Annotated in this window: 22 protein-coding genes and 1 other RNA gene; 9 read left to right on the top strand and 14 right to left on the bottom strand. The window is 38.2% G+C overall.

What is annotated here, in order from left to right:
• Window positions 1-157: 157 nt before the first annotated feature.
• Window positions 158-553: a bacillithiol system redox-active protein YtxJ gene (gene ytxJ, locus BFP77_RS16260; RefSeq protein ID WP_099575094.1), complete on the top strand. Its 396-nt coding sequence runs from the start codon at window positions 158-160 to the stop codon at window positions 551-553.
• A 26-nt stretch (window positions 554-579) separates the two neighbouring features.
• Here the strand turns inward: ytxJ and BFP77_RS16255 are convergent, their stop codons facing one another.
• Window positions 580-1,764: a hypothetical protein gene (locus tag BFP77_RS16255; protein ID WP_099575093.1), complete on the bottom strand. Its 1,185-nt coding sequence runs from the start codon at window positions 1,762-1,764 to the stop codon at window positions 580-582.
• A gap of 248 nt (window positions 1,765-2,012) precedes the next feature.
• On the opposite strand from BFP77_RS16255, the gene glyA reads away from it, so the two are divergent.
• On the top strand, window positions 2,013-3,299 hold the full coding sequence (glyA, locus tag BFP77_RS16250; RefSeq protein WP_099575092.1) for a serine hydroxymethyltransferase: 1,287 nt from the start codon (window positions 2,013-2,015) through the stop codon (window positions 3,297-3,299).
• Window positions 3,300-3,311: 12 nt separating this feature from the next.
• Here glyA and BFP77_RS16245 read toward each other — a convergent pair whose 3' ends face one another.
• The 8 genes from BFP77_RS16245 to BFP77_RS16215 form a co-directional block, all read right to left on the bottom strand.
• Window positions 3,312-3,956 (bottom strand): hypothetical protein, encoded by a 645-nt coding sequence (locus BFP77_RS16245; protein WP_099575091.1) that lies wholly within the window; start codon window positions 3,954-3,956, stop codon window positions 3,312-3,314.
• Between the two features lie 162 nt (window positions 3,957-4,118).
• Window positions 4,119-4,787 carry a response regulator transcription factor gene (locus BFP77_RS16240; RefSeq protein WP_099575090.1) on the bottom strand — a complete coding sequence of 223 codons (669 nt, stop codon included), beginning with the start codon at window positions 4,785-4,787 and terminating at the stop codon, window positions 4,119-4,121.
• A gap of 23 nt (window positions 4,788-4,810) precedes the next feature.
• On the bottom strand, window positions 4,811-6,925 hold the full coding sequence (locus BFP77_RS16235; RefSeq protein ID WP_099575089.1) for an ATP-binding protein: 2,115 nt from the start codon (window positions 6,923-6,925) through the stop codon (window positions 4,811-4,813).
• 67 nt (window positions 6,926-6,992) lie between these two features.
• Window positions 6,993-7,166, bottom strand: coding sequence for a hypothetical protein (locus tag BFP77_RS17065; RefSeq protein ID WP_180272379.1), 174 nt, complete (start codon window positions 7,164-7,166; stop codon window positions 6,993-6,995).
• 138 nt (window positions 7,167-7,304) lie between these two features.
• Window positions 7,305-8,036, bottom strand: a complete 732-nt coding sequence (locus tag BFP77_RS16230; RefSeq protein WP_099575088.1) for a LytR/AlgR family response regulator transcription factor — start codon at window positions 8,034-8,036, stop codon at window positions 7,305-7,307.
• Between the two features lie 133 nt (window positions 8,037-8,169).
• Complete coding sequence (locus tag BFP77_RS16225) at window positions 8,170-9,723, bottom strand: hypothetical protein (RefSeq protein ID WP_099575087.1); 1,554 nt, start codon at window positions 9,721-9,723, stop codon at window positions 8,170-8,172.
• A 12-nt stretch (window positions 9,724-9,735) separates the two neighbouring features.
• Window positions 9,736-10,125, bottom strand: coding sequence for an acyl-CoA thioesterase (locus tag BFP77_RS16220; protein ID WP_099575086.1), 390 nt, complete (start codon window positions 10,123-10,125; stop codon window positions 9,736-9,738).
• A gap of 1 nt (window position 10,126) precedes the next feature.
• Window positions 10,127-11,182, bottom strand: a complete 1,056-nt coding sequence (locus BFP77_RS16215; RefSeq protein WP_099575085.1) for a glutaminyl-peptide cyclotransferase — start codon at window positions 11,180-11,182, stop codon at window positions 10,127-10,129.
• A 134-nt stretch (window positions 11,183-11,316) separates the two neighbouring features.
• Between BFP77_RS16215 and ffs the strand changes: the two genes are divergently transcribed.
• Both ffs and BFP77_RS16205 read left to right on the top strand, forming a co-directional pair.
• Window positions 11,317-11,415, top strand: an RNA gene (gene ffs / locus BFP77_RS16210) — signal recognition particle sRNA small type.
• Between the two features lie 135 nt (window positions 11,416-11,550).
• Complete coding sequence (locus BFP77_RS16205; RefSeq protein WP_099575084.1) at window positions 11,551-12,360, top strand: SDR family oxidoreductase; 810 nt, start codon at window positions 11,551-11,553, stop codon at window positions 12,358-12,360.
• 21 nt (window positions 12,361-12,381) lie between these two features.
• On the opposite strand, the gene BFP77_RS16200 is transcribed toward BFP77_RS16205, so the two are convergent.
• A complete protein-coding gene (locus BFP77_RS16200) occupies window positions 12,382-13,767 on the bottom strand; it encodes a TlpA family protein disulfide reductase (protein ID WP_099575083.1) in 1,386 nt (461 codons plus the stop codon).
• A 177-nt stretch (window positions 13,768-13,944) separates the two neighbouring features.
• Here BFP77_RS16200 and BFP77_RS16195 point away from each other — a divergent pair, with 177 nt between their 5' ends.
• Together BFP77_RS16195 and BFP77_RS16190 are read left to right on the top strand one after the other, a co-directional pair.
• Complete coding sequence (locus tag BFP77_RS16195; RefSeq protein ID WP_099575082.1) at window positions 13,945-15,573, top strand: ABC-F family ATP-binding cassette domain-containing protein; 1,629 nt, start codon at window positions 13,945-13,947, stop codon at window positions 15,571-15,573.
• 28 nt (window positions 15,574-15,601) lie between these two features.
• Window positions 15,602-16,723, top strand: coding sequence for a hypothetical protein (locus BFP77_RS16190; protein WP_099575081.1), 1,122 nt, complete (start codon window positions 15,602-15,604; stop codon window positions 16,721-16,723).
• 20 nt (window positions 16,724-16,743) lie between these two features.
• On the opposite strand, the gene BFP77_RS16185 is transcribed toward BFP77_RS16190, so the two are convergent.
• Complete coding sequence (locus BFP77_RS16185) at window positions 16,744-17,466, bottom strand: hypothetical protein (protein ID WP_099575080.1); 723 nt, start codon at window positions 17,464-17,466, stop codon at window positions 16,744-16,746.
• A gap of 211 nt (window positions 17,467-17,677) precedes the next feature.
• On the opposite strand from BFP77_RS16185, the gene BFP77_RS16180 reads away from it, so the two are divergent.
• Window positions 17,678-18,250 carry a fasciclin domain-containing protein gene (locus tag BFP77_RS16180; protein ID WP_257213004.1) on the top strand — a complete coding sequence of 191 codons (573 nt, stop codon included), beginning with the start codon at window positions 17,678-17,680 and terminating at the stop codon, window positions 18,248-18,250.
• 85 nt (window positions 18,251-18,335) lie between these two features.
• Here BFP77_RS16180 and pheT read toward each other — a convergent pair whose 3' ends face one another.
• Window positions 18,336-20,765, bottom strand: a complete 2,430-nt coding sequence (pheT, locus tag BFP77_RS16175) for a phenylalanine--tRNA ligase subunit beta (protein ID WP_099575079.1) — start codon at window positions 20,763-20,765, stop codon at window positions 18,336-18,338.
• Window positions 20,766-20,892: 127 nt separating this feature from the next.
• Between pheT and BFP77_RS16170 the strand changes: the two genes are divergently transcribed.
• On the top strand, window positions 20,893-22,119 hold the full coding sequence (locus tag BFP77_RS16170; RefSeq protein WP_099575078.1) for a peroxiredoxin family protein: 1,227 nt from the start codon (window positions 20,893-20,895) through the stop codon (window positions 22,117-22,119).
• Between the two features lie 5 nt (window positions 22,120-22,124).
• On the opposite strand, the gene leuB is transcribed toward BFP77_RS16170, so the two are convergent.
• Together leuB and BFP77_RS16160 are read right to left on the bottom strand one after the other, a co-directional pair.
• Window positions 22,125-23,243 (bottom strand): 3-isopropylmalate dehydrogenase, encoded by a 1,119-nt coding sequence (gene leuB, locus BFP77_RS16165; protein WP_099575077.1) that lies wholly within the window; start codon window positions 23,241-23,243, stop codon window positions 22,125-22,127.
• Window positions 23,243-24,415, bottom strand: a complete 1,173-nt coding sequence (locus BFP77_RS16160) for a 2-isopropylmalate synthase (protein ID WP_099575076.1) — start codon at window positions 24,413-24,415, stop codon at window positions 23,243-23,245. The genes leuB and BFP77_RS16160 overlap by 1 nt, the downstream gene beginning before the upstream one ends.
• A 146-nt stretch (window positions 24,416-24,561) precedes the next feature.
• Between BFP77_RS16160 and BFP77_RS16155 the strand changes: the two genes are divergently transcribed.
• The gene (locus BFP77_RS16155; RefSeq protein WP_099575075.1) at window positions 24,562-26,106 is read left to right on the top strand and encodes a hypothetical protein; all 1,545 of its coding nucleotides are present in this window, start codon (window positions 24,562-24,564) and stop codon (window positions 26,104-26,106) included.
• Window position 26,107 lies beyond the last annotated feature (1 nt).

Below are 26,107 nucleotides of genomic sequence, written 5' to 3'. Positions count from 1 at the left end.
TGTATTTTTAAATTGAATCTTATTTTTGATGTTGAAATGGCAACAACTCTACCAATTAAACATTAAAGACAAAATGTCATTAAAATCGGTATTTAACAAGACATTTAGTCATTTTTGTAAGGTTGACTAAAGTTGCAGACCAAAAGGAAAAACAATTATGGGATTATTTGGAGGTATTTTTGGAAAGGGAGATGGCGGGGGTAAGAAAAGCAAGCCTGAAATACCGTGGGTTGCTCTGACGAGTATTGAACAATTGGACGAAATAATAGCCAAATCTTCCGCAAAGCCACAATTTATTTTTAAACATTCTACTACCTGTGGTATTAGTAGAATGGTACTGAATATGTTTGCCTCTGGCTACTCCTTAGAATCGAATCAGGCAGATTTTTATTTCTTGGACCTACATGCGCACCGGGAAGTCTCTAATGGTGTAGCACAAAAATTTCAAGTAATGCATCAATCACCGCAATTATTGGTTGTTAAGAATGGAGTAGTGGTAGCCCATAGTTCCCATGGTGCTATATCAGAAATTGCTTTGGAACAATATATATAAAAAGGCTCCCGAGTGGGAGCCTTTTATTAGTTGAACTGCTGTCTTTTCAAAATATTCTTTAGATTATTTTTTAAATCTTCACCGGCGTCGTAGACCATTTGTTCATTACTGGGAAAAGGTACCCGTGCCAATTGCAAGAGCGATATCAAATCATTATCCAAAGCACGTTTGTCGCCATCATAGTTCGCATAGACATGTTCAAAGACGAATTCACTAGCTAAGGGGTATTGATTTATTTGTTGCTGCTTTCTTAAATCGGTAAAGCTAACAACACCAGTGACCTGAGCACTTTTGAATTGGGTGAATTGGTAAAAATCCGCTTTTACGGTCTTAAAATTATCTATCTTTATTTTATTGCCAAGACTATCTTTCACCACATTTCCATTTTGGTCTCGTGCATATTTGAAACCATCTTTTATCTGCTTTTCCTTGATAATCTGTCTTTCATTGATTTGTTCAGGAGAAATATTGATATCTTGAAACGCAACCTCCATTACATAATCATATTCTTGGTCAGTAATCTTATTGGTATGATATTCCGTCCACAAATCGTTCAATCCAAACGTGTTAAGGTTTAGCAGTTCTTCTTCTAATCTAACAGGGATTACCTTGTTCGTCCTATTGTTCATTTCTACCATTACGTAATCAATCCCTTTTCTATAAGCGATATCCATTTTTTGAACCGCGTCCTTAAAATTGGGATTGAGCTCCTCTAGATATTTTAGGTCTTGGTAGGCCTTTCTGTAATCTGCTTTGTAGACGGCATTCTCCAAGAGCGATACGGCATTATCGTAAAGATAAACCGATAGCTTATCCTTCGCAGCTAGTAAATTATTATCATAATCCTTAAAAGTGAACTGTGCGGTCCTGTTTTCATCGAATAATTGCAAAGGTAATAAGGGTCTTATCTGTTGTTGAATAGATCTTAACCTGGAATAGGTAGTATAAATTTCCTCGAAATTTGCAGGATTACCGTCCTTTTTTAAAAATTTGATATGTTGAAGCTCCCTTTCCGTATTTTTCTTATAGGCTTCCTCTAGCATGGCTATAAAAGGCTGATTGCCCTTTTTGTTTTTATTTTCCGCAATATTATCAATCGCCCTTTGAATAGCCCTATCATAGTTTCCCGTATTCAGGGCCTCCTGCGTTCTTTTCACTCCACTACAGGAACATAAAAGAACTAATACGCTGTAAAGTAGAATTTTTTTCATGGCTATAATATTTAAAGTTTCATAGCATATTTCAATAGCTATGCCATAATTGGTTTTTGCTATAACGCAAAAGGATGAAGAATAGTACAAAATCGTTTAAATACATAGGTAGGCGTTTTTTACCTAATCCCACACATACGTTTAGTTGTTAACTTTTGTTTGATAAATTATTTCTCAAAAAGCGTAATTTTTCCAATTAACCAATAGGTATTTGTATTTTTATACTTTATTAATAATTACAAAAAGACATGCAAAGGGATAATCGCATTTTTGATTTAATCGAAGAAGAAAGACAACGTCAAATAGAAGGTATTGAGTTAATTGCCTCGGAAAATTTTACGAGCCCACAAGTAATGGAGGCTTCTGGTTCCGTGCTAACGAACAAATATGCCGAAGGATATCCTGGTAAAAGATATTACGGAGGTTGCGAGGTTGTAGATAAAGTAGAGCAGTTGGCCATAGATAGGGCAAAGGAGTTGTTCGGAGCGGCTTATGCCAATGTTCAGCCGCATTCCGGTTCACAGGCCAATGCCGCGGTTTATCATGCTTGCCTTAAGCCGGGAGATACTATTTTAGGATTTGATTTGTCGCATGGCGGACACCTAACGCATGGGTCGCCGGTCAATTTTTCAGGTAGACTGTACAATCCCGTTTTTTATGGTGTGGACGAAGCCACGGGATTGCTCAACTATGATAAAATCCAGGAAATTGCTTCAAAAGAACGACCTAAACTAATTATCGCAGGTGCGTCCGCATATTCAAGGGATATGGACTTTAAAAAGTTCAGGGAAATAGCTGATAGCGTTGACGCGCTTTTATTGGCGGATATTTCACACCCTTCTGGACTAATTGCAAAGGGATTATTGAATAATCCATTGCCACATTGCCACATTGTAACTACAACCACACATAAAACGTTAAGAGGACCAAGAGGAGGACTCATTTTAATGGGAACTGATTTTGAAAATCCTTTCGGAATTAGATTGAAGAACGGAAATTTGAGAAAAATGTCCGCTTTATTGGACTTGGCAGTATTTCCGGGAAACCAAGGAGGTCCATTAGAACATATCATTGCAGCCAAAGCAGTAGCTTTTGGCGAAGCGCTCACGCCTGAATTTGGTCAGTATATGGAACAGGTGAAAAAAAATGCCGATGCTATGGCGAAAGCCTTTGTTGATAGAGATTATCATATAATATCAGGAGGTACGGACAACCACATGATGCTTATTGATTTGCGGAACAAGAATATTTCAGGAAAAGATGCTGAGAAGGCCCTAGTACTTGCTGATATTACGGCGAACAAGAATATGGTTCCTTTTGATGATAAATCACCATTTGTTACTTCAGGTATTAGATTTGGAACACCTGCTATAACCACTAGAGGACTCTTAGAGAGCGATATGGAGATTATTGTCTCCTTAATAGATAAGGTAATTACGAATCCAGGAGATAGTGCCGTAATCAATACTGTTAAGAAAGAGGTCAACGCCATGATGGGAGAAAGACCTATTTTCAATATACTTCAAAACGCGTAAGGAAAGCAATTCCTAGTGCATAGATAAGTCCAAATCAGCGGGGATGAACGTGTTACGGTTTAAATCATAGATTAGAGCATCCTCCTGAGTTTCCAGATAAATACCCCAAAAGTCAAAATAACTTTGGGGTTTTTTGTTTGGTGTATCCAATGGTGGATTGTCAATATTATCTTCGAATACCGGAATAAAAATTTCATAAGGTTTTTCGGTTAGCCCTCTGGTAAAATAGATATAGTGGTTAGCAAGTTCTGTAATAATACCATTAAACTGTTGCACTATAGTTTTTTCTGATGTGCGCTTTATGATGATACTGGTGTCATTTAGAAAAAGTGTTAGTTCTTCAATATCTAAATCGATTGACGGATTATCTTCCGCCAGATGATTGGAACCCTTAAGAAGTGGAGAATCTGATAAGTTGTTACTTTTACCCCATCTGTTCTTATTAAAATGAGCAAGCATTTCTAACAAATCTATGCTACAAGTCATGTCTAGTGCCATGTCTATGCCTTTCTCGTGGATATTGTAATTTCTAAGTGAGATTTCAGAAAAATAGTGATACCCAAGAAACTTTAAGTAGTCGTCCAGACCGTTGATTTCAAAATTGACATAGGGACGTAAAAAATCTGAGGAACTTTGGTTATTTAAGTTTGCCGACATAAACGAATGAAATTATTTAATATCCTATTATAAAGGTAGGTTTAATTAAATTTCGTTCGACCTAGGAAAACCTTAGATTTTCGGAGGATATTATTATAAAATGCCTTGCTATATCAAAAAAATTAAGAATTAAATTATAATAATTAAAGAATTTACTTACAATTATAAAAATCCTCTTTTTCTTGCTTCTTCAATTAGCGCCAAATCATTACCTTTTTTAACACCGAATATGGCTTTCAATTGTCGTTTTCTTGCCTCTACGGTCGTATTTGCTGAAGAAATCAAGGGTCCAATATCTCTTGTGTTCACACCCAACGATAGATGATAAAGTATTTTCTGGTCTTGATTATCGATAACAATATTATTGGCCATCTTTTTTCTGATTGCTACCAATGCACTAGACGTGTAATACGGCGTATTACGAAGAACCGTCTCCACCATGGTTTTCAACGACAGTTCGTCAATTTCTGATTTTACCATATACCCGTCCGGGTTTACGGTAACGAATATATTATTTATTCTATAATTGTCGCTAAAGGACGACATGAATACTATTTTAGATGTAGGGACACTATTTCTGGCTATAACCCCTAAATCTACCCCGGTCCTTGGGTCTTTTGAGCCCGCTGGAAATAGTTGAATATCCAATAATATAATATCGTAGGGAAGAGCCTTTGCGGAGAGTTCAATTTTTTCCTTTGCCTTGTCAAAACTTTTTGCGATCTCTACCTTTACCGAAAAATCATCAAATTTCTGCTCCTCAAGGATATACTTGTATCCCAAAGTCGTCATCTCATGGTCATCTACCGCTAATATTCGTATGGTATCCATTTTACAATTGTACTAGTACAAGTTTAAACGTCCTGTAGTTGATTTTTAGTATTGTCCTTTAGTGACGAATTCGGCTTTAAAGGAATCTGGACCTGAATAGTGGTTCCATTTCCGGGCTTTGAGCTTATTTTCCAATTGCCGTTCAGCTTATTGACCCTGGACCTTATATTACGCATGCCAATACCTTTTTTCTCCTTTTCAAATTTAAAACCTTTGCCATCATCCCTCATGGTAACGACAAATTCGTTATCTATTCTTTCAAAGTTAACAAAGAAATTTTTACAGACTGCATGTTTTACAGCGTTTTGTAAAGTTTCTTGTATAATGCGATAAACATTGATTTTTACATCCCCTACCAAGCTGTCCCAATCTTCATTCTCATCGTAGTTAAAGATGGTATTTATATTGTTGTTCCCTTTCGCCGATTGTAATAATGCCTCTATGGAATTTACGAAATTATGGATTCTGGTATAAGCGGAATGACTAAGCTCGTGAGAAATAGAGCGAATTTCATTTTCAACATCCTTTAAGGCTACGATTGCAGAAGAGCGCTCCTTTATAGCTTCGGAATCCGTTTTTTTGTTCAAACCTGTCAAAACCATCCGTGCTCCTAGCATTTTCCCCAACACCCCGTCGTGCAATTCCTCTGAAATACGCTTCTGTTCCATTCGTTTCACCTCATTCACCTTCTGTTTTTGGGCAAGCATAAGATTAAAAATCTCCTCATTATTTTCTTGCTGTTGTTGAAGAAAACGTAATTTTTGATTTTTAGCACTTTGGTTGATGATAATATACACGGAGAGCCCCAGCAAAAAGAAGCCCAAGGCAATCCCCGTCCACATTTGTTTCTGCTGGCTAAGCACTTCCTTTTCTTTGGCAAGTTCTTCGTTTTCTGCAATAAACTCGTCCGTTTCAAAGCGGATACGGGCAAATTTGTTACGTATTTTCCTTTCTTCTAATTGAAGACTATCGGTAAGTGCAATATAGTTTTGCGCATAGTCCGAAGCTTTTTCGGCATCAATTCTGGCCAAAAATGCAAGGTTTTCCAAGATGCGTTTATTGTTCTCATTTTTCTGGGCCAATTGTAAGGATTTCTCTGCCCATTCAATACTAGCACTGGTGTCTTTCTGTAAAAGCCTTAACTCCGCCATGCTATAATAGGAGGAAACCAAGCTACCTGATTCCAAACTATCGTTCAGTACCATGGACCGTTTTATCTTACTTTCAGCACCTATGGTATCACCGATACGGATTTTACAAAGTGCTAGGTTGTTTAAGGCCTTTGCGTATAAACTGATATTTATTTTGTCAGCATTTGGCGTTCCTAATACCTCTTCGAATTTTTCGATTGCTTTTCTATATTTGCCACTTTCTCTATAAACTATTCCGACGTTATTCTTTACACGAATTCGGTAAGATTCACCGTTCTTTAAATTCTTAACATATGAAAGTGCCTCATTATAGTATTCGATGGCCCTTTCATACTGCCTTAAGTCTTCAGAGACTATACCTAAATCATTGTAGGCAAAGAATAAGTTTCGATTGCTATCGGTTCTTTTCAGTCTTTCAATAGCTAAAATGAGATTCGTTTCGGCACCTAAATAGTCTTTCACACTTTCTTGAATGCTGGCAGTAAACATCAGCAGTTTACCCGAATTTAAATTATCATTAAGTTGTTCATATATTTTTTGAGCTTCTAGATAATTAAAATAAGCGCTGTCTAATACCTTTTTTCTTTTGAAGAACACCGCTAAATCCCAATGGGCTTCCGCTAGTACTACAGAATCTTTTGCAATACGCCCCATGCTGATGGCAGAACGGTTTATCCTCCGAAATAAAGCAGTGTCCTCTGCACGAATTCCTTTAAAGGAAAGTTTGGAAACTAGTTTGAGTTTTAGTTGTTCATTATTCAGGGAATTTGTAAAAGCATAGGCCTCCTTTAGCCATAAAAAATCATCTTTGGTTGTGACAACTTTATTCTGAAATGATTGGATAAGTCTATTTATACTATCATTGGTGATTTCTGATAGATTTAATTTTTTTTCTTGTCCTACAGCGAATTGTACGAATACAGTAATTAAAGTAGCTGAAATTATTCTTAACTTTTTTCTATACTTTATCAGATTACCTTTTAACATTAGGTACAAGATAAAAAAAAGCCTTGAAGTTTTTCTTCAAGGCTTTAGATATCTTTAAAATTAAATTTTAAGCTTTTTTTTCTTTTCCTCTGTCATCTTCGGACCCAGAACAATCATCACAAGCTATCATACTACTAATATCATCTAAAAAATCGAATTCGTTTGAGTTGTTATCCACTACAAAAGTAGTTACTCCAAATGCCATTGCTACTACTGCGAAAATGCTGATTACCTTTTTCATGTTTATTTATTTTTTAGTTTGTAAACGTTTATTATATTACCAAGGTAATAAGCATGACGGGGTAAAGACTGTATTAGAGCCCGTAACTAGTGATTGTAGAAGGTCTACGAGTATTTGCCTTAGTTTTGAGAGAATCTGTTAATTTAAGTTAGAAACGGAGTTTTGGGAAAGGATTTTTTTAAGATTATCCATGTTCTCTCGGTAAGTTTTAGAAAAAGGAAGACTTTTATTATTTTTCTTTAAGGCGCAGATAGACTTCCCAAAATTTATTCTAGAAACGTAGTCCGTATTAACGATATAACTTTGATGTATACGCACAAAGTTTTTTGGTAGCTGCTTTTCAAACGTTTTTAATGTCTTGTACGCATGGGTAACGTTGCCACCTATCATGTGAAATTCCGTAGTGTTATTATCCGCTTGTAGGTACAGAATATCCGTGGTGTCCAGATATTGGAAATCATTATAGGATTTTAGACATATGGTTTGGGGTGTAGCCTCCTTTGGAAGCTTTTTCCTTAGTTTGAGTAGAGATTTTCTAATGTCGAACTCGTTATACGGTAGCAACCAATAATCGAAGAAATTATTTTTTATCGCTTCGTAAGCATGCTCTTTTGTTTTGGATATACCGATGACCAAGGGAACGGTGGTGACATACTGATGCAATTCCACAACCATTTGAAATAGGGCAGAAGCCTTATCGTTTAAATTAACAAAAATAATATCTGGAGTGTACTTGAGAATATTGTTCAGACCATCGGACGGGCTCTTTAGGTTTCCTACACAGCTAAAGTCGCCATACTCGTCCAAAAATGCCTGTAATTGCAAATTTGAGACCGCATCCGAGTCTATTATACTGTAATTGTATTCCAAAATTAATAGTGTTCTTACAGCAAGTTAATAATTGCTAACACTAAACTGACCGAGGAAAACCTTATAAAAATGGAGGATATTGTTATAAAATGAGTTGAAACCTCCTATTTGAAAGAAAAAACTTTCAATAAAATTACTCTTCTTCCTTATCACCAGCTTGATAGGCGCCCAAATCTGGATTGGATGTTCTGTCAATACCGAGAATATCTAGCGGTGTTTCTGCGGAGAACACTGGATTTCCCTGATTGATTACCTCAGCATCAAGTCCAATTCTATAATCATTCCTATTGGTCCTAAAAAAGTCCAAATCTCCCTCGAGAATGACACTTTCATAATTGGAATTATTTTCAAAATCGTACAAAGGGTCGGTTTGAAAACTATTGGAAATATCATCGAACTTTATATAGCAATTGGAGAAATTAAAGTTAAAATCGTTTTCATCATTTGATGTTAAGGAAAGCTCTGTATACCCATTTCCAGCAATGATACAGTTCCTAAAATCGGCCTTTACCAGATGAGCACTATTAGCATTATTGTCAAGATTAGGTATGAAATTATCAATTTCTAAAGCGGCATCAACTCTAAAACCATTGCTCCAATAGTTGGCAATAGTACTGTGGATAAAGGAATAATTACCTCCAAGACTACAGTATAGGGAAGAGGAACCCGACGAACCTAAAACTACGTTCTGCGCTTCTATATAAGCTGTCTCCGCCCAAATATTGTGGCTAGCGTTGTTATAGAGTTGACTGTTTTTAATGGTCAAGGTAGGCGTATCAAGGACGCCGTCACCTTCTATAAATAAGCCGACCGTTGCATTTTTGATGGTGGTATAAGAAATTGCATTCGAAATACTTCCCCTTGCTATCCATATGCCCGACCATTGCCCTGAAATATCAGAAAAACTGGGTTCTAAACGGTCGCCCTCAAAAATAACCTCATTTTCCAGAAGTTCCCTGTCATCACTTAACGCACCGTTCATGGTCATGGTAGCACCTTCTTTTATCAGCAACCCAGAATCTTTATGAAAGTGTATTCTTGCTCCTTGGTCTATGAGTAGTTCTTTACCTTCAGGCACCACGGCAAAACCGTAGATGACGTAAGGTTTCTCACCGGTAAAATTCAATTCCGTGTCCGAGAGCTCAAAACCTTCTACTTGTATTGGGTTGCCTTCGGAATCAAAGTCCAAGGTTATCATTTCGGTTTCTCCACTGGCATCCGTTTCGGGGAATAAGAATATGGCATCTTTAACTAAAGTCACTAACTGTACTTCTTGTATGTTACTACCAGCATCAAATTCAATGGCATCCGTATAGAGCAATGTATTCAAATCATTATCGGAAATATCCACCGTAGTTTCAATGAAGATAAACAGGCTGTCTTGAGCATTTAGGGGTATGTTTTGAAAGGTCTTGCCAGCAACTCCATCCACATTTAATCGGTAAGCGCTGGTTGGGCCGTTCTGTAACCCAATGGTTGGGATGATTACATCGTCCCTAGTAGGATTATATACTTTAAGACTATAGGTGCTGCTGCCAATATTGCTGAAAATAGTATCTAAGTAAACGGTGTCTTTGGAAAAGGAAAGGTTACCCGCACTGGGAGCATATTCAAAATCTTTTCTACATGAGCTGAACCAAACGAATAGCCCTGTTATAAGAAAAACCAGTAAAACCTTAATCCGCACGTATATTAATATTTAGGAAAATATTGCCTTGATCTCTTCCGAGATTCTGATGGGTCGTAGACTCTGTCTGTTGAGCAAGCACCATTCTGTATTTGAACGTACTAAAAGGGTATTTGTTATGCTGTTGTACATTTCTACCACACGAGTACATTTGGCGCCACTACTGTCTTTGATATGGGTCCTTAATAAGATTGGGTCGTTTAGGACAGCTGCAGATTTATATTCGATATAATGCGTCATTACCACCCAGATTACCTCTTCCTGTATATTTTGTGGTGCTTTCGCTACCCAATGTTCCTTGGAGATATCCTGAATCCATTGCACGTAACGCACATTGTTAACGTGATTTAAATCGTCTAAATCCTCCGCGGAAACCTCAATTTCCTTTTGGTAGAAAGACATCTTATTTTTTTTGAATTTGAACTTCGAATAACTTATCCCAGTCCTTACCGGTCACAAAAAAAGATTTTCTTGTAGGGTGGTAAGCTATTCCGTTCAATACATTATCCGTAGCTACCCAAGTATCCGTTTTGGTTACCTTATCGCTTAAGCCTCCAAAATTAATGACACCTTCAATTGCGCCACTATTACTATCAATAATCATGACGCTCGGTTTTTGGTATACATTGGCGTATAACTTCCCGTCTACATATTCTAGTTCGTTAGCCCTATTGAATACCGAAGAATTGGTTACGGTTTCAATATATCCTTCTTCTCCAAGTGTTTCCGGATTCAAGACCCATATTTTTTCGGTACCGTCGCTCTTAAAAATTTTTTCTCCATCGTTGGCCAAACCCCAACCTTCTCTACTTTTTCCGTACTGGAAATTATCTAGTTTTTTTAATCCGTCTACATCGTAAACAAAACCTAATCCACTTTGCCATGTGAGCTGGTATACCCTGTCCTGTAAGATGGTGATGCCTTCACCAAAATAGGTTTTGTTCAAATCTATCTGTTCAAATACCTTACCTGTTTTAAAATCTAACTTCCTTAAAAAAGAGCGACCTCTCTTACCGGTGCTCTCATATAAGGTATCTTTGTAGAACTCTAAACCTTGCGTGTAGGCATTGGTATCATGGGGAAATTCGTTTATAATCGTGTAGGTATATATTTCTGGGGCCGTAGCGGCGAGTAGTTTAATTTTCTTGGTTACGCTTACCGTATTGCCTTCATAGGTGACATCCGCCTTTAATACCTTATTCCCTAGTTTGGGAATATCAAACTTGATTTTGTTTCCATTTAACTGCATTTGCTCGTCGTCCACCGAATAAACGATATTGTCAATGGATTTGTCCTTTAGGTTTTTTACACTTACACCTAGCGCTTCATTTTGTTTTATGGACGTAGAGTTTCCTTCCAAAACGATTTCAAATAGTGATGACGGTTTTTGGTTTCCACTACCACAGGCCATAAAAAGTAATACAATTGTACTGATAAAGAAGGGTTTAAAATAGGTCATAGGAATATATCTTAGTGTAGGGTAAATAAAACCGGGCTGTTTTTAAATTGAAAGCACATAAAAGAGCAATTTATTCATAAAATTTAGAATGTAAAAAGGATTGGGAAAGTTTTAAAAGATTGTATATTTGCAGCTGGCAAGTCCTACACGACCAGCTCCTGTAGAATCCCCCAGGGTGGGAACGCAGCAAGGGTATATGGTTGTAGCGGTGCGATGTAGGTAGCTTGCCTTTTTTTGTGCGCTAAAGTCAAGGAAACACTTCCTTTAAGGCGCCATAATCAGACCCTACTAATTTGATGGTAAAGCACTCTTTTCAACTTTTCAACTGATAGTTTCATCTGAATTTAATTCGTTAATTTGCAACCGTCATGGAGCAGAAAGTCATACTTATAACAGGAGGTTCTTCGGGAATAGGAAAGGCCATAGGAGGTTACCTTAGTTCAAAGAATTATAAGGTTTATGGCACCACTAGGAATTTGAACAATTATAAAGGATTTTCTGATTTCAAGTTATTAGAAATGGATGTAAGAAATCCGACAAGTATACAAAAAGCGATTTCTGAGTTAGTTACCATTGAAGGAAGACTGGATATCGTTATAAATAATGCTGGTATTGGTATCACTGGACCTTTAGAGGAAACTCCAAACCAAGAAGTTTTAAATGCTTTTGATACCAATTTCAATGGACCCTTGAACGTTATCAAAGCGGTACTACCTCAAATGCGCATTCAAAATACTGGATTGATAATTAACATTACTTCGATCGCTGGGTATATGGGACTACCTTTTAGAGGTATCTATTCCGCCACGAAGGGGGCCATGGAACTCATTACGGAAAGCTTACGAATGGAAACCAAAGACTTTGGGATTCATGTAACAAGCTTAGCTCCAGGAGATTTTGCGACCAACATTGCCTCAGGTAGGTATCATGCTCCGGTTTTGCAAAACTCCCCGTACAAAGAAAGTTATAACACAACATTGACTTTAATAGATGAAGATGTGGACGGTGGCGGCAATCCTTTGCTAGTTGCCCAAAAAGTCCATAAAATTATAAATACCAAGAACCCAAAGGTGCACTACAAAGTAGGCTCTTTTTTACAGCGCTTCTCGATAGTACTAAAAAGACTTTTGCCAGGAAAATGGTATGAACAACTTATTTTACGTCACAGTGGCCTATAATAACCACTAGCACAACTTTAACTAAAATCGTTCGTAAATGTTGGAGAACGCATCGACAATAAGGGTATCTTCCGTAATAATACATTTGTTCATGGGGTAGATGACAAGCTGATTTGTGATTCCTTCAAAATCGCCTGTTCTAAATTGGGTACTCGTGTCCAAGTTGAAATTTTTTATAATTCCCTCCCAATTATTTGGTTCTGTTTTTATGTTGATACCTACAAAAGTATGGTCTTTTTTCAGTTGCTCTAATTTATCCACTCGCTTAAAAATATTCTTGTAGTGGTTTTTATTGGTAGCTGACCAAAAATAGAAGACTACTTTCTTGTCTTTAGAAATCTCGGTTAGGGTAGTTGTAACACCATCAAATGAAACAACGGGAATTGCCGGTATCTTATTTTGAGCCTGAATATTTCTTATACCGTTATACAGGTTTTCTATTTCTTTAATATGCATGTTATTTTGGGAAACCTTCTCAAATTCATCCAAGAATACCTTGTTGTTTTCAGGTGCATCATGCTCTTTAAGGAGATAATTGAAGGCTACGTTCCTAAATAAATTATCACGTAATTCTTTTTCTACCACCAAGCTATCTATAACATGCAGTTTATGTTTGTTAAAATGTAATTGATTGTTTACCACATTACCCTTTATACCGCAAGAATGCGAACAGGTCATATAGGACAAATTGCCAAAATGCGATTTCATGAAATCGTAATAGGGGCGTAGATAAATTAAACTTTTGTTATTGTAGTCAATGTGCTTGCGATACGCATAGAAATCGTCCGTTACCTCATGCAGGGTATTTTCCTTAAGTTTTCGCTTATGCTCAAAAGGATAAATTTCCTTGTAGCCGTAGTAGGTGTAATCAATACTTGCTTTTGCTATTTCATAGGCCTTGTCCGATAAGCCCGATTCTAACTTAATGGCATTAAGCGCCTCTATTTTATTATCGGCCAAAGCATCTATTTCCTTTTGGAAATCATCTGCTTCAAAATTAAAATATTCCCTACGTATGAGCCTTTCTTCCTCTTCGTTAGCTAAGAACAACTCTAATAAAAAGTTGTTTACCTCTTCGTTTGTACCTGAGAACACTAAGGATTCGTCAAAATCTTGCGTATTCAAACGCACCAACAATGTATCTCCCTTTTCAAGGTAAACATACTGATATTCAGGGGCATGGTTAAAATGGTAGAGGCCATCATCTGTACTGTCCAAATTAAAAGAGAATCTATTGTTCCCGTCTAATTTAGCAGAATCAATCACCGCGCTTCCTTTGAAGAGTACGACGTACTCGTCCGTTGGATTTACAATTTCTCCTGTAAAATAAATGTTGTTTGACGCTGATTTGTTGGATTCACATGCAAGACAACTAAATATAAGTAATAGAAGTAAATATCTATTCATACACAGTTTCAGTAAAATGTGGAACAAAATTAAACAACCGCCTAGTTGCACCCTGTTAATAGCTCGTTAAATGTTAGGGGTTTAAGTCATAAGGTACGTTAAAGGAGATGTAGTACTTGTTTGTTGGTTTTAGCCCCTAAAATTCTGTATTTTTGCACGGATTTTAAAAAATTGTTTATGCTATCTGTTTCTAATTTATCGGTCCAGTTTGGGAAAAGAGTTTTGTTCGATGAAGTAAATGTTTCGTTCACGCAGGGCAACTGTTACGGGATAATAGGGGCCAATGGCGCCGGCAAATCTACTTTCCTTAAAATATTAGGTGGGCACATCGAACCTACATCGGGTCATGTCCACTTAGAGCCTGGTAAGAGAATGTCCATTCTGGAACAAGACCACAATGCCTCGGATGGTTTTACGGTGCTGGAGACCGTTGTAAAAGGAAACAGGCCGCTGTACGAAATTAAGAAGGAAATTGATGCGCTTTATGCGGATTATGATGATAAAAATGCGGACAGAATAGGGGAGCTGCAAGTACAGTTTGAAGAAATGAACGGTTGGAACGCTGATAGTAATGCAGCCGCCTTATTGTCTAATTTAGGAATAAATGAAGACCTTCATTACACCATGATGGCAGATATAGATTCCAAATTAAAGGTGCGTGTTCTTCTTGCACAAGCGCTGTTCGGAAGTCCCGATGTGCTTATTATGGATGAACCTACCAATGACTTGGACTATGAGACCATTAATTGGTTGGAAAACTTTTTAGCGGATTATGAAAATACGGTAATCGTCGTGTCTCACGACCGTCACTTTTTAGATACCGTATGTACCCATATTGGAGATATAGACTTTGGAAAACTGAACCTATATTCCGGTAATTACACTTTTTGGTACGAGAGTAGTCAGTTAGCTGCAAGACAAAGAGCGCAACAAAATAAAAAATCAGAAGAAAAAGCGAAGGAGCTGCAGGAGTTTATCATGCGTTTTAGTGCTAATGTTGCCAAAAGTAAACAGGCCACCTCTCGTAAGAAAATGTTATCTAAACTCAAGGTTGATGATATAAAACCTTCCAGTAGAAGATATCCGGCCATTATTTTTGAAAGAGAGCGTGAGGCTGGGGACCAAATTTTGAATGTAGAAGGCCTGTCGTCAACTTCCGAGGATGGGGATTTGTTGTTCGAAAATATCAACTTAAATCTTGCCAAGGGAGATAAGGTGGCCATTATATCCAGGGATTCTAGGGCAACCACGGCTTTCTACGAAATCATCAATGGCAATAAAAAAGCTGATAAAGGCACATTTCAATGGGGCGTAACCACAACACAATCCTACTTGCCAGCGGATAACTCCCATTTTTTTACCAGTAACAACAATTTGGTAGATTGGTTAAGACAGTGGGCCAAGACCGAAGAAGAGCGTGAAGAGGTCTACATAAGAGGTTTTTTGGGTAAAATGCTCTTTAGTGGTGAAGAAGCACTTAAGAAATGTACGGTGCTTTCCGGAGGAGAAAAGGTAAGATGCATGCTCAGTAGAATGATGATGCTAAGGGCCAATGTTCTAATGCTGGACGAACCTACCAATCATTTGGATTTGGAAAGTATTACGGCATTCAATAATTCCCTGAAAAATTTCAAGGGCACCGTGATGTTCACAACCCATGATCATGAATTTGCGCAAACTGTTGCCAATAGGATCGTGGAATTAACTCCAAAAGGCAACATTGACCGTTATTCTACGTTTGATGAATATATGTCTGACAAGGCATTAAAGGAGCAGCGGGGCAAAATGTATACTGTTCCTGTATAGTAGAAGTTGAACCCAAATTCTTGCTTTTATGAAAACCTACGCCTACACGGTCGGCCTTGTGCTGACACTAATCCTCCTTGCCTGCAGTAAAACTACAGATGAATCTTCCGATGGGACTACGGATTTGAACCGTTCAGATTATGGTATTTTGTTACAAGGAGCTACAACATTGAACAGTACACTTCTTAGTTTTGACGGGAAAGCGTTACAATTAAGCGACGCGCAAAATAAATTTCCTGGATTTCAAATACCCGATGTAAATTATAGAAGCGAATACCAATATAGCTTTTACAAGAGCACAGGTAATTGTACCGGTGAGGTTTTGGTGTATGATTTTAAGAACGCTACGGAAAGCGCTTTTTCGGTTTTCGACGATTTAGGGATGTGCGACCTCACCATATTAACTATGGCACACGATGAGGATTCCGTCTTTTTGTCCTATATGATTGAATCAGAAGGGAAGGAAAGGAAATTCTTCATACGATTAATAAACAGAACTTCAGATAATCTTACCTATGAAGATGTAGAGATTTCTGTGCAACCAAAGCAAATGGCTGTTTCAAATAATCGATTATTCGTGTTAACTAAGGATGTAGGGAATACCGAGGAAAATTACGTTTCAGTTATTCAAAAAACCACTAAAGAAACTATACACGAAATGAACCTAGGTCTGGATGTTGGTAATATGTTCGTTAAACCAGATGGGAATATTATCATTGGCTATCCAACGTTGCATACTACGCTGAACCCATCTGACTTAAATGTTACCTACACACGATACGGCGAGGGTGCTGAACCCATGTTTTCGAGCACAATGGCACTTTCGTTCGATGTTTCCCAAAAGATGTACTATACCATGGAAACGCAAAGCGGCACAAAAATACCGGCCGTATATGATTTTAGTAATAGTACAGCTGTGCTATATTACTTTGAGAATTTTTTAACCGCTGCCCAATTGGATGTTGAATACAATATTGAATCGGCAACCGCCGTCGGTTATGACGAAAAGAACGATTTAATACTCGTTGGTTATAAGAAGAAAGGGCAGGAAAACAAAGGTGGCATATTGAGAATGTCTCCCGCACCCAATTTTATGTTTGTGGACAACTACGACCTTATAGGAATTCCTATTGCAATTTTCGATTTGTAAATGTCAGACCAGTAACTGCATCAAACATTAAAATACTTACTGTTCCAAATAGCCGGATTGAAGTTTTTTCCCAAGGCAAAGCCATAAAAAATTACTACAGAGGCAATACATTTGAACATAAAGAAATAGATTATCCAGAACTCCATCGCAGAATCGGACTTTGAGAACAAACCATTGGGAACCAAAAGGGTTGCGAAATAGCTAATCACTAAAACCAAGGTAGTTAAATTCACTATATTTTTAAAGGGCCACATCAATGCGCGTCGTAAAGGATGTAAATCGTTGCCCCACTGGTGTATCAAATAAAAATAATTGTTAGCAATAGGAGCAAAAAGCAAAGGATCGTCCTTGTCCTCTAGTTTAAAGAGTTTAGACGGAGCGATGATTTTAAAACCTTTTAGTTCTAGGTCATGCTGTTTTTCTAGGGCTTTTATTTTGGTAATGGCCTCCACAGGAATTTCGCCTTTAAAATATTTCGAATCTAAAAAACGCAACCTGTAGTTGATACAGATATTCTTTATTTCATCAACATGAAAAATTCTAGAAGTTTCCAGAAGTTCAAAATCAAAATTATTAACAGGTGTGTGCTTTCCTTTGGTAATGTTTTGAGCTATCCGCTCATGGTTCTTATCCACCTCTTTTAAGATATCGTGAACTTGAGATAACACTTCAGCTTCTGACCGGGAATGTTTTGATTTTTCCAAGTCCAGCTTTTCCCGAACATTAGTTTTTCGTAGTAACATTTTCTTTTCTTTTTAGCAATGTTATCAAAGTTAGCCAATAAAAGATTTGAATAAAATTCTGTTTAACTTTCTAAAATGTTAAAATTATGTTAAATTGTTTTGCATGGGTAAAATATACACCTGACTTTAGGACCAAGATTGTATATTGTCGATGAAAGTGTACCTTTCAACGAACACTAGTTTTATTGCCCCTTATTTTAGAACCTTGAAAATGAAAAAATGGACATCCCCCGTGTCGCTGTGTCTGGTATTGTTTACTCTATTCTGTAACGCCCAAGAAGAGTTCCAAGTCGCCGCGCTCAACGATATTAGCACTTACGAAATGGATATACATCAATCCATCATTTCCAATACGGAAACGTCTAATAGACTAACCACCTTATTATCCGCCCTGCGCGCCTCCGATTTAGATCATGTATTAGGTTATGATGGACAGTTTACCGTTTTTGCTCCCTCTAATATGGCCTTTGAAAAGTTACCGCCGCTAACAGTAGCTTGGTTAATGAACCCTTTAAATAAGACCAAACTTAAGGCTGTTATGTCCTATCATATTATAGCAGGGAAACTTTCTGCATCAAAAATTTTAAGGGCTATGTGCAGGGGCAATGGTATAGCAACATTTACAACCGTTCAAGGAGAGAAGATTACGGCCACTATGAACGGCGTAGATATTATTCTAACCGATATTTTTGGTCATAAAGCTAAAATTACACTAGCCGACTCCAACCACAGTAACGGTGTAATGCATGAAATTGACAGTGTTTTCATGCCCGTAAAGCTCTAATTTATCGGTACAGATCAGTGGGGTATATTGCCCCTAGGTTAGCCTCGAAACTAAATGTTCCTTTCCTACGACGCCTTGAGTTAGTTTACCTTAGCGTTGCTTCAAGCTCTCTTTCGTAAGTCTGGGTAATTTTGGTCATCACCTTGTCAATCTGTTTGTCCGTCAAGGTCCCTTTGTTGTCCTGTAGTGTAAAACTAACTGCATAAGATTTTTTTCCTTCAGGCAGGTTCTTACCCTGATAGACGTCAAAAAGATTTACTTCTTTTAGCATCTTCCTTTCAGTTTTGAAGGCAAGCTCCAATACATCCTTGAAAGTTACTTCCTCGTTTAATAAAAGTGCCAAATCTCTTTTTACTGTCGGATATTTGGGTATTTCGGTGAAAAGCACTTCCTTTTTTTGAACGGATTTTAATACAGTATCCCATTTGAAATCTGCAAAGAGTATTTCCTGTTTCATGTCGAAACTTTTTAAAATGGATTGCTTTACAACACCAAAGCTCACTAGCTCTTTTTGATTTTTGATTATGCGTAGTCCCTCTGAGAATAAATGGATGTCATCGGTATCTGCTACCGTATTCACTATACCCAGTTTTAAAAGTATTGTTTCAACTATGGATTTCAGTTGAAAGAATCCTGTTTTTTTAGTGGCTTCTGTCCACGAGGCTTCATTTGTGGCTCCAGTAAGTAGAATACTTAGGTACTTTTCTTCAATTCGTTCGTCATTAGCTGCATGATAGGTCTTTCCGAACTCGAAAAATTTTAGGTTCTGTCTCTTTCGGTTGATGTTATAACTTGCCGCTTCTAAAGCCGAAAATAGCGAGGTTTTTCGCAAAACGGATAGATCACCACTTAATGGATTTAGCATTTGAACTGGCGTTCGTTCTCCTAGCGCACCCTCTAAAAGGTCATTATAATTTGGGGAAGAGAGACTGTTGGTTAAAATTTCATAGTATCCTTTTGCTGCCAACAAATTTCCAATAGCATACTGTATCTTATGATCTTCAAAGGCATTTGTAGTGGCAATTGAAGCGTTTAGTTTTTGACCGAACGCAATGTTGTTATACCCGTATACCCTTAGAATTTCCTCGATTACATCAACCTGGCGCTGAACATCCACTCGGTAAGAGGGCACTGAAAGACCCATTCCGGTCTCAGTTACATTCTTCACTTTAATATCCAACGAGGCCAAAATGGACTTAATGGTATCCTGAGGTATCTCCTGACCAATTAACTTATTAATTTTCTCGAAAGCGAGAAAAACTTCAAAATCCTCTCTTTTGTTAGGATATAGGTCTACGATTTCAGAAGTAATATCACCTCCGGCAATTTCCTTTATGAGGAGTGCCGCTCGCTTTAGGCTGTACTCTACATTTTCTATGTCAATACCGCGCTCGAACCTAAAAGAGGCATCAGTGTTCAATCCATGTCTTTTAGCAGATTTCCGTATAGACACAGGATTAAAATAGGCACTCTCTAGGAAAATAGAAGTAGTATGTTCCGTTACTCCGGAGTGTAACCCTCCAAATACCCCAGCAATACACATGGGCTTTTCCGCATCACAGATCATTAAATCCTCCTCATGAAGTTCACGTTCCAAGCCATCCAGTGTAGTAAACTTGGTACCCTTCGGAAGGGTTTTTACGACAATCTTACCTCCTTTTATTTTATTCGCATCAAAAGCATGTAGTGGCTGGCCCAATTCGTGAAGTACATAGTTCGTTGCATCCACAATATTATTCTTAGGTGTAATGCCTATAGCATTTAGCCTATTCTTTAACCAGTCTGGTGAAGGTTGCACGATTAAATTACTCAAGGTTACTCCGCAATATCTAGGGGCCAAATCGTTGTCCTGAACATCAACATCTATTTTTAATGCTCTATTGTCTATGTTATAATGACTGGTGGAAGGGGTGATTAATTCTTTGGTAATTTCTTTTTGCTGTAAGCCGGCTTTTATATCCCTGGCTACACCAAAATGGCTCATGGCATCCGCTCTGTTCGGCGTGAGCCCAATTTCAAAAATCTCATCATTTTCAACCTCAAAAATCTCCGCACAAGGGGTTCCAGGTAGTAGCGCTTCATCTAAAACCATTATGCCGTCGTGACTTTTACCCAAGCCTAGTTCATCTTCGGCACATATCATTCCATGGCTTTCTTCGCCCCGGATTTTCCCCTTCTTAATGGTCCAAGCCTCACCCTCTGGAGTGTAAAGTTTCGTACCAATGGTGGCTACGGGAACCTTCTGTCCTTTGGCTACATTAGGTGCCCCACAAACTATTTGAACTGGGGAAGGGAGACCAATATCTACCGAGGTAAGTTTTAACCTATCGGCATTGCTATGCTGCTCGCAGCTAAGCACATGCCCGACCACAACACCTTCCAGCCCCCCCTTAACGGACTCAAAAGCCGTAATACCTTCAACTTCCAAGCCTAGGTCGGTTAAAAGTTCACTCATTTTTTGGGAATCCCAATCTATATTTATAAACTGCTTTAACCAGTTGTAAGAAATCTTCATCAGTCGGTTTTAAAGGGCGTAAAGATAAAACAATGCCCTAAGACATTCAATAAGCAAGCCTTGCTTTTACCTTTAATTTTTTAATCTTCCAATTAAGTCGTTATTTCGCTTTTTAAAAATCTATTATATGAAAAATGGAATCGGTGTTTTCATTGTAACACTCTTGTTGTTCGGGTGTGCTTCCAACGAGAAAGAAATTCAGTTAAAAAGTGGCATTTGGCAGGCGGAGTTGGAGGTCATGGATAATCAGGTGTTACCCTTTAATTTTGAATTGAATAAAACTCCAAATGGGATATATAGCATAAATATTTTAAATGCTGAGGAGACTATTCAGGTTGATGAAATCAGTATCAACGGAGATTCTATCCTCATTAAAACCCCTGTTTTTGAAGGATATATTGCGGGAACCTTTTCTGAAAATAGTATCTCAGGAGAATTTATCAAAAAAAGCTTGGATAGGATTGTTCCCTTTAAAGCCAAGTTTGGAATCTCAGAAAGATTTACCAATATCGAAAAAGCTGCTGCGGATATATCGGGAATTTGGGAGACCAAATTTAGCCCGGGAACAGAGGATAGCTATATGGGTAAAGGTATTTTTGAACAAAAAAACGGCAAGGTGACCGGAACGTTTAGGACCACAACCGGGGACTATCGATTTCTGGAAGGGGTGATGGACGGAGATTTACTCAAATTATCTGCTTTTGATGGGGCACATGCATTTTTGTTCACCGGCAGCATACAAGACAGCCTACTGAACGGAACCTTTTACTCAGGAAATCATTTTAAGGAGCCGTTCGTAGCCAAGCGAAATGAGTTTTATGAGTTGCCAAGTCCGGATTCCTTAACGTTCTTAAACGATGGCTATGAGAAACTGGCTTTTTCTTTTCCTGATGCCGACGGCAACATGGTTTCATTAGAAGATGCGCGATTTAAGAACAAGGTAGTTATTGTTCAGATCATGGGTACATGGTGCCCCAACTGTTTGGATGAAACTAAATTTTTGGTAGATTATTTAGGTAAAAACAAGGCAGATAATCTAGAGGTTGTTGGTTTGGCTTTTGAGTATGCCAAGACTTCTGAAGGGGCACAAAAAAGCATTAAACGTTTAGTGGAAAGGGTAGGAGTGCCATATCCTATTCTTTTGTCACAATACGGTACTTCCGACAAAGGTAAAGCCCAAGAAAAATTACCCATGTTAAATCACGTTCTTTCGTATCCCACTACTATTTTTATTGATAAAAAAGGTGTGGTACGTAAAATACATACGGGTTTTAACGGACCTGCCACCGGTGAAAAATATGCAGCGTTCAAAAAGGAGTTCAACACCTTCGTTTCGACGCTTTTAAAAGAGTAGTGTTTTTAGATGATGGTAGATTTCCCTAAATCGATGTTCTCATCGTTCATGTTGAAGCTTCCGTCCAATTCCATGATGTTATCGGCGATAAAGTCACCCACATAGTCCGTTCCATATTTACTACTGCCCATAATATCCGCAGTAACAATTTTCTTTGAAAAAGACTTTAAGACTGCCGCTACGACAGCGTCTGATTCTTCGTTCAGTTTAAAGTGTTGCAATAACATGGCAGCACTTAAAATAGAGGCAACCGGGTTGGCTATATTTTTATCCTTTGCATCAGGGTAAGAGCCGTGTATGGGCTCGAACATGGCATAATCGCTTCCAACAGAGGCAGAAGGCAACAGGCCTATAGAGCCTGCAATGACACTTCCCTGGTCGGATAGGATGTCGCCGAACATATTATCGGTCAGGATAACATCGAACTGGTTGGGGTCAAGAATCATTTGGACCGCCGCGTTATCGATGAACAGCGATTCTAAAGTAACTTCTGGATAGCTTTTGGCAATGGTATACACGACTCTACGCCAAAGACGCGAGGTTTCCAATACGTTTGCCTTATCCACGAGGGTTACTTTTCTTCTCCTTGCCTTGGCGACCTTGAAGGCCAAATGAGCAATTCTGCTAATTTCAGCTTCGGTATAGGTACAGGTATCGGTTGCAGAAGTCTGGGTTTCATCCACCGTTTTGTCGCCATAATAAATACCACCAGATAATTCCCTGTAAATAACCAAATCGGTATTTTTTACCACTTTCTTTGATAAAGGTGATTGTTGTACAAGAGCGGGAAAAACTTTTACCGGTCTAATATTGGCAAAAAGGCCAAGTTCCTTTCGCAAACGTAAAAGACCCTGTTCTGGCCATACTTTTGCCGAAGGATTCCCGTCATATTTCGGGGCGCCTATGGCCCCAAAAAGCACGGCATCGGACTGTTTGCATATTTCCAAAGTTCTGCTGGGCAAAGGATCTCCATTTTTCTCAATGGCACTGGCACCGACCCTTGCTTTTGTAAAGGTAAATTTATGACCAAAAGTTTCCTCAACGGAACGTAAGCATTTTATAGATTGTGCCACAACTTCTGGCCCAATTCCATCTCCACCGAGAACTGCTATTTTTAGTTGCATTAACTAATGCTTTGTAAGTTGATACTGCTCGCTTCAATAATTTGATGAATGTCTTCATCAAGAATCTCTTTCTTTCTATCGGCAAATTTCAAAAATTCCTCATACACTTCATCCAATTGAAGTTTGGTCAGTTCGTAACCAACGATTTTGGCCCTGTAGGCCAACGCAGCTCTACCGCTTCTTGCAGTAAGCACAATGGAGGATTCGGTTACGCCTACCTCCGCAGGGTCTATAATTTCATAAGTTTCCCTATTCTTTATAACCCCGTCTTGGTGAATTCCCGAACTATGGGCAAATGCATTGGCACCCACTATGGCCTTGTTGGGTTGTACGACCATACCCATTTTTTGAGAGACCATTTTGCTGGTGTCGTACAGTAATTTACTGTTGATAGTGGTATCCAGATTTAGGTCAGGATGTTGTCGTAAAATCATCACCACTTCCTCTAGAGAGGTGTTCCCTGCTCGCTCACCAATACCATTGATAGTACATTCTATTTGTCGCGCTCCGTTGATAACCCCAGCAATTGAATTTGCTGTGGCCAACCCAAGGTCGTTATGGCAATGACAAGAAAGTATGGCTTTATCGATTCCCGTTACGTTTTCTTTTAAATACTTCATCTTGGCCCCATATTCTTCCGGTAGACAATAGCCCGTAGTGTCAGGGATGTTGAGCACTGTAGCACCTGCCTTGATAACCGCTTCGCAAACCCGTGCTAAAAATTCATTATCGGTTCTACCTGCATCTTCTGCGTAGAATTCAACATCTTCCACAAATGTTTTGGCGTAACTGACCGCGTCAACGGCCCTTTCTATAATAGCATCCCTGTTAGAGTTGAACTTGAATTTTATGTGTGAATCAGAAGTGCCTATGCCTGTATGTATTCTTGGTTTTTTCGCGTGCTTCAGTGCCTCCGCAGCAACTTCGATATCTTTTTTAACCGCTCTTGTGAGTCCACAAACCGTAGCGTTCTTGACCAATTTGGCAACGCTTTCCACAGATTTGAAATCTCCCGGACTAGAAATGGGGAAACCAGCCTCAATAATGGTAACTCCAAGAGAATCTAAACGTTCCGCGATAACCAGTTTTTGCTCCATGTCCAGTTTACAACCAGGAACTTGCTCACCATCTCTTAACGTAGTATCAAAAATTTGTACTATATCTTTGCTCATTATATTTACGTAGTTTTAGCTAGTTAAACGAATATATAACGCTGTACACAAATTATGTGATTCTTGTTACGGCATTTACAATGTTAAGACACTTTTTTGTGTATTCAAAACATTGGTGTTCAATTATTTAAACTCTTTTTTTTACGATGACAAATGCCCACAAAGACGCCTTGTTCGTTTTAGTAAAATCATTATCCAAATCGGAGAAGCGTCAATTTAAACTTTATGTTGGTCGCTTAGGGGTGAATGCCGATGCTAAATTTCTGGCTTTATTCAATCTTTTGGATAAAATTAAACAGTACGATGAAAAGGTGATTTTAGAAAGTGGAATTGTCAAAAAAGCCCAACTTTCTAACCTAAAAGCGCACCTGTACAAACAGATTTTGGTCAGTTTGCGGCTTAATCCGGTAAACCAGAACATTCGCGTACAAATTAGGGAACAGTTAGATTTTGCTACGATTCTTTATCAAAAGGGACTCTATAAGCAAAGCTTAAAAATATTGGATAAGGCCAAGGCCGTCGCTATAGACAATCAAGAGAAAAACATTGCCTATGAAATCGTTGAGCTAGAAAAAATTATAGAAACACAATACATAACTAGAAGTATTCCGGACAGGGCCAATGAATTGGCAGTACAGGCGAAGGAACTATCGGGTCAGAACGTAATGACCAGCAAACTATCCAACCTGTCCTTGCAATTGTATGGAATGATGCTCAAGGTGGGGTACGTTCGTAGTGATGAGGACTATAAAAAAGTGAAGGATTATTTTGATAAGCAATTGCCAAAATATGATTTGGATACCTTGGATTTTCGTGAAAAACTTTGGCTCTTCAAAGCGTATTTATGGTATAGTTTTTTGACGCAGGACTTCCTTTCCTGCTATAAATATGCCAATAAGTGGGTGGATTTATTTTATGAGAACAAAGAGATGATCTATTTGAATCCCGTTTTCTTTTTGAAGGGTAATCATTATTTGCTAGAATCTTTATTTTATGTGAGATATAGTTCTCAATTTAAACAAACACTTGAACAATTGAAAACGACCCTTAAAGACAAGGATTTTCCAAAAAATGATAATATCAACTCCCTTGCTTTTATCTATTTGAATGCAAATAAGCTAAACCTTCATTTTCTGGATGGAACTTTTGAGAAAGGCTTATATCTCGTGAAAATTATTGAGTACGGAATCAATAAGCACAGGGACCGTATAGATGCGCATCACGTCATGGTCCTGTATTATAAAATAGCCTGCCTGTATTTTGGCATAGGAGATAATAAAACCTGTATTCTCTACCTCAAAAAGATTATAGAGAACAAGAGCTTGAAGATGCGTGAGGATTTGATGTGTTTTGCAAGGGTGCTCAGTTTGGTGGCGCACTATGAGGCGGGAATGGATTACCATCTAGAAGTACAATTGAAGAGTACTTACAAATTCCTGCTGAAAATGAACGATATGCACGCCGTACAAAAGGAAATGATCAAGTTTCTAAGGGGCTTAGGCGGTATTTACCCCAATGAACTAAGGAACGAATTCCAGAAATTGCATACTGAACTAAAGAAGTATGAGAATCATCCCTATGAAAAAAGGGCGTTCTTGTATTTGGACATCATTTCATGGTTAGAAAGTCACTTAGAGAACAAGCCTGTATCGCAAATCATTAGGGAGAAGGCCTTATTACATACCAGATAGC

Origin of the sequence: Maribacter sp. 4U21, from assembly GCF_002742365.1 — a bacterium.
Lineage (GTDB): Bacteria > Bacteroidota > Bacteroidia > Flavobacteriales > Flavobacteriaceae > Maribacter.
The sequence above is the reverse complement of the archived record's forward strand: the minus strand, read 5'-3'. Positions and strand labels throughout refer to the sequence as shown.

Coding starts and splice junctions, on each gene's coding strand:
- ytxJ (WP_099575094.1), top strand. CDS start 158: ATGGGATTATTTGGAGGTATTTTTGGAAAGGGAGATGGCGGGGGTAAG.
- BFP77_RS16255 (WP_099575093.1), bottom strand. CDS start 1,764: ATGAAAAAAATTCTACTTTACAGCGTATTAGTTCTTTTATGTTCCTGT.
- glyA (WP_099575092.1), top strand. CDS start 2,013: ATGCAAAGGGATAATCGCATTTTTGATTTAATCGAAGAAGAAAGACAA.
- BFP77_RS16245 (WP_099575091.1), bottom strand. CDS start 3,956: ATGTCGGCAAACTTAAATAACCAAAGTTCCTCAGATTTTTTACGTCCC.
- BFP77_RS16240 (WP_099575090.1), bottom strand. CDS start 4,787: ATGGATACCATACGAATATTAGCGGTAGATGACCATGAGATGACGACT.
- BFP77_RS16235 (WP_099575089.1), bottom strand. CDS start 6,925: ATGTTAAAAGGTAATCTGATAAAGTATAGAAAAAAGTTAAGAATAATT.
- BFP77_RS17065 (WP_180272379.1), bottom strand. CDS start 7,166: ATGAAAAAGGTAATCAGCATTTTCGCAGTAGTAGCAATGGCATTTGGA.
- BFP77_RS16220 (WP_099575086.1), bottom strand. CDS start 10,125: ATGTCTTTCTACCAAAAGGAAATTGAGGTTTCCGCGGAGGATTTAGAC.
- BFP77_RS16215 (WP_099575085.1), bottom strand. CDS start 11,182: ATGACCTATTTTAAACCCTTCTTTATCAGTACAATTGTATTACTTTTT.
- BFP77_RS16205 (WP_099575084.1), top strand. CDS start 11,551: ATGGAGCAGAAAGTCATACTTATAACAGGAGGTTCTTCGGGAATAGGA.
- BFP77_RS16200 (WP_099575083.1), bottom strand. CDS start 13,767: ATGAATAGATATTTACTTCTATTACTTATATTTAGTTGTCTTGCATGT.
- BFP77_RS16195 (WP_099575082.1), top strand. CDS start 13,945: ATGCTATCTGTTTCTAATTTATCGGTCCAGTTTGGGAAAAGAGTTTTG.
- BFP77_RS16190 (WP_099575081.1), top strand. CDS start 15,602: ATGAAAACCTACGCCTACACGGTCGGCCTTGTGCTGACACTAATCCTC.
- BFP77_RS16185 (WP_099575080.1), bottom strand. CDS start 17,466: ATGTTACTACGAAAAACTAATGTTCGGGAAAAGCTGGACTTGGAAAAA.
- BFP77_RS16180 (WP_257213004.1), top strand. CDS start 17,678: ATGAAAAAATGGACATCCCCCGTGTCGCTGTGTCTGGTATTGTTTACT.
- pheT (WP_099575079.1), bottom strand. CDS start 20,765: ATGAAGATTTCTTACAACTGGTTAAAGCAGTTTATAAATATAGATTGG.
- BFP77_RS16170 (WP_099575078.1), top strand. CDS start 20,893: ATGAAAAATGGAATCGGTGTTTTCATTGTAACACTCTTGTTGTTCGGG.
- leuB (WP_099575077.1), bottom strand. CDS start 23,243: ATGCAACTAAAAATAGCAGTTCTCGGTGGAGATGGAATTGGGCCAGAA.
- BFP77_RS16160 (WP_099575076.1), bottom strand. CDS start 24,415: ATGAGCAAAGATATAGTACAAATTTTTGATACTACGTTAAGAGATGGT.
- BFP77_RS16155 (WP_099575075.1), top strand. CDS start 24,562: ATGACAAATGCCCACAAAGACGCCTTGTTCGTTTTAGTAAAATCATTA.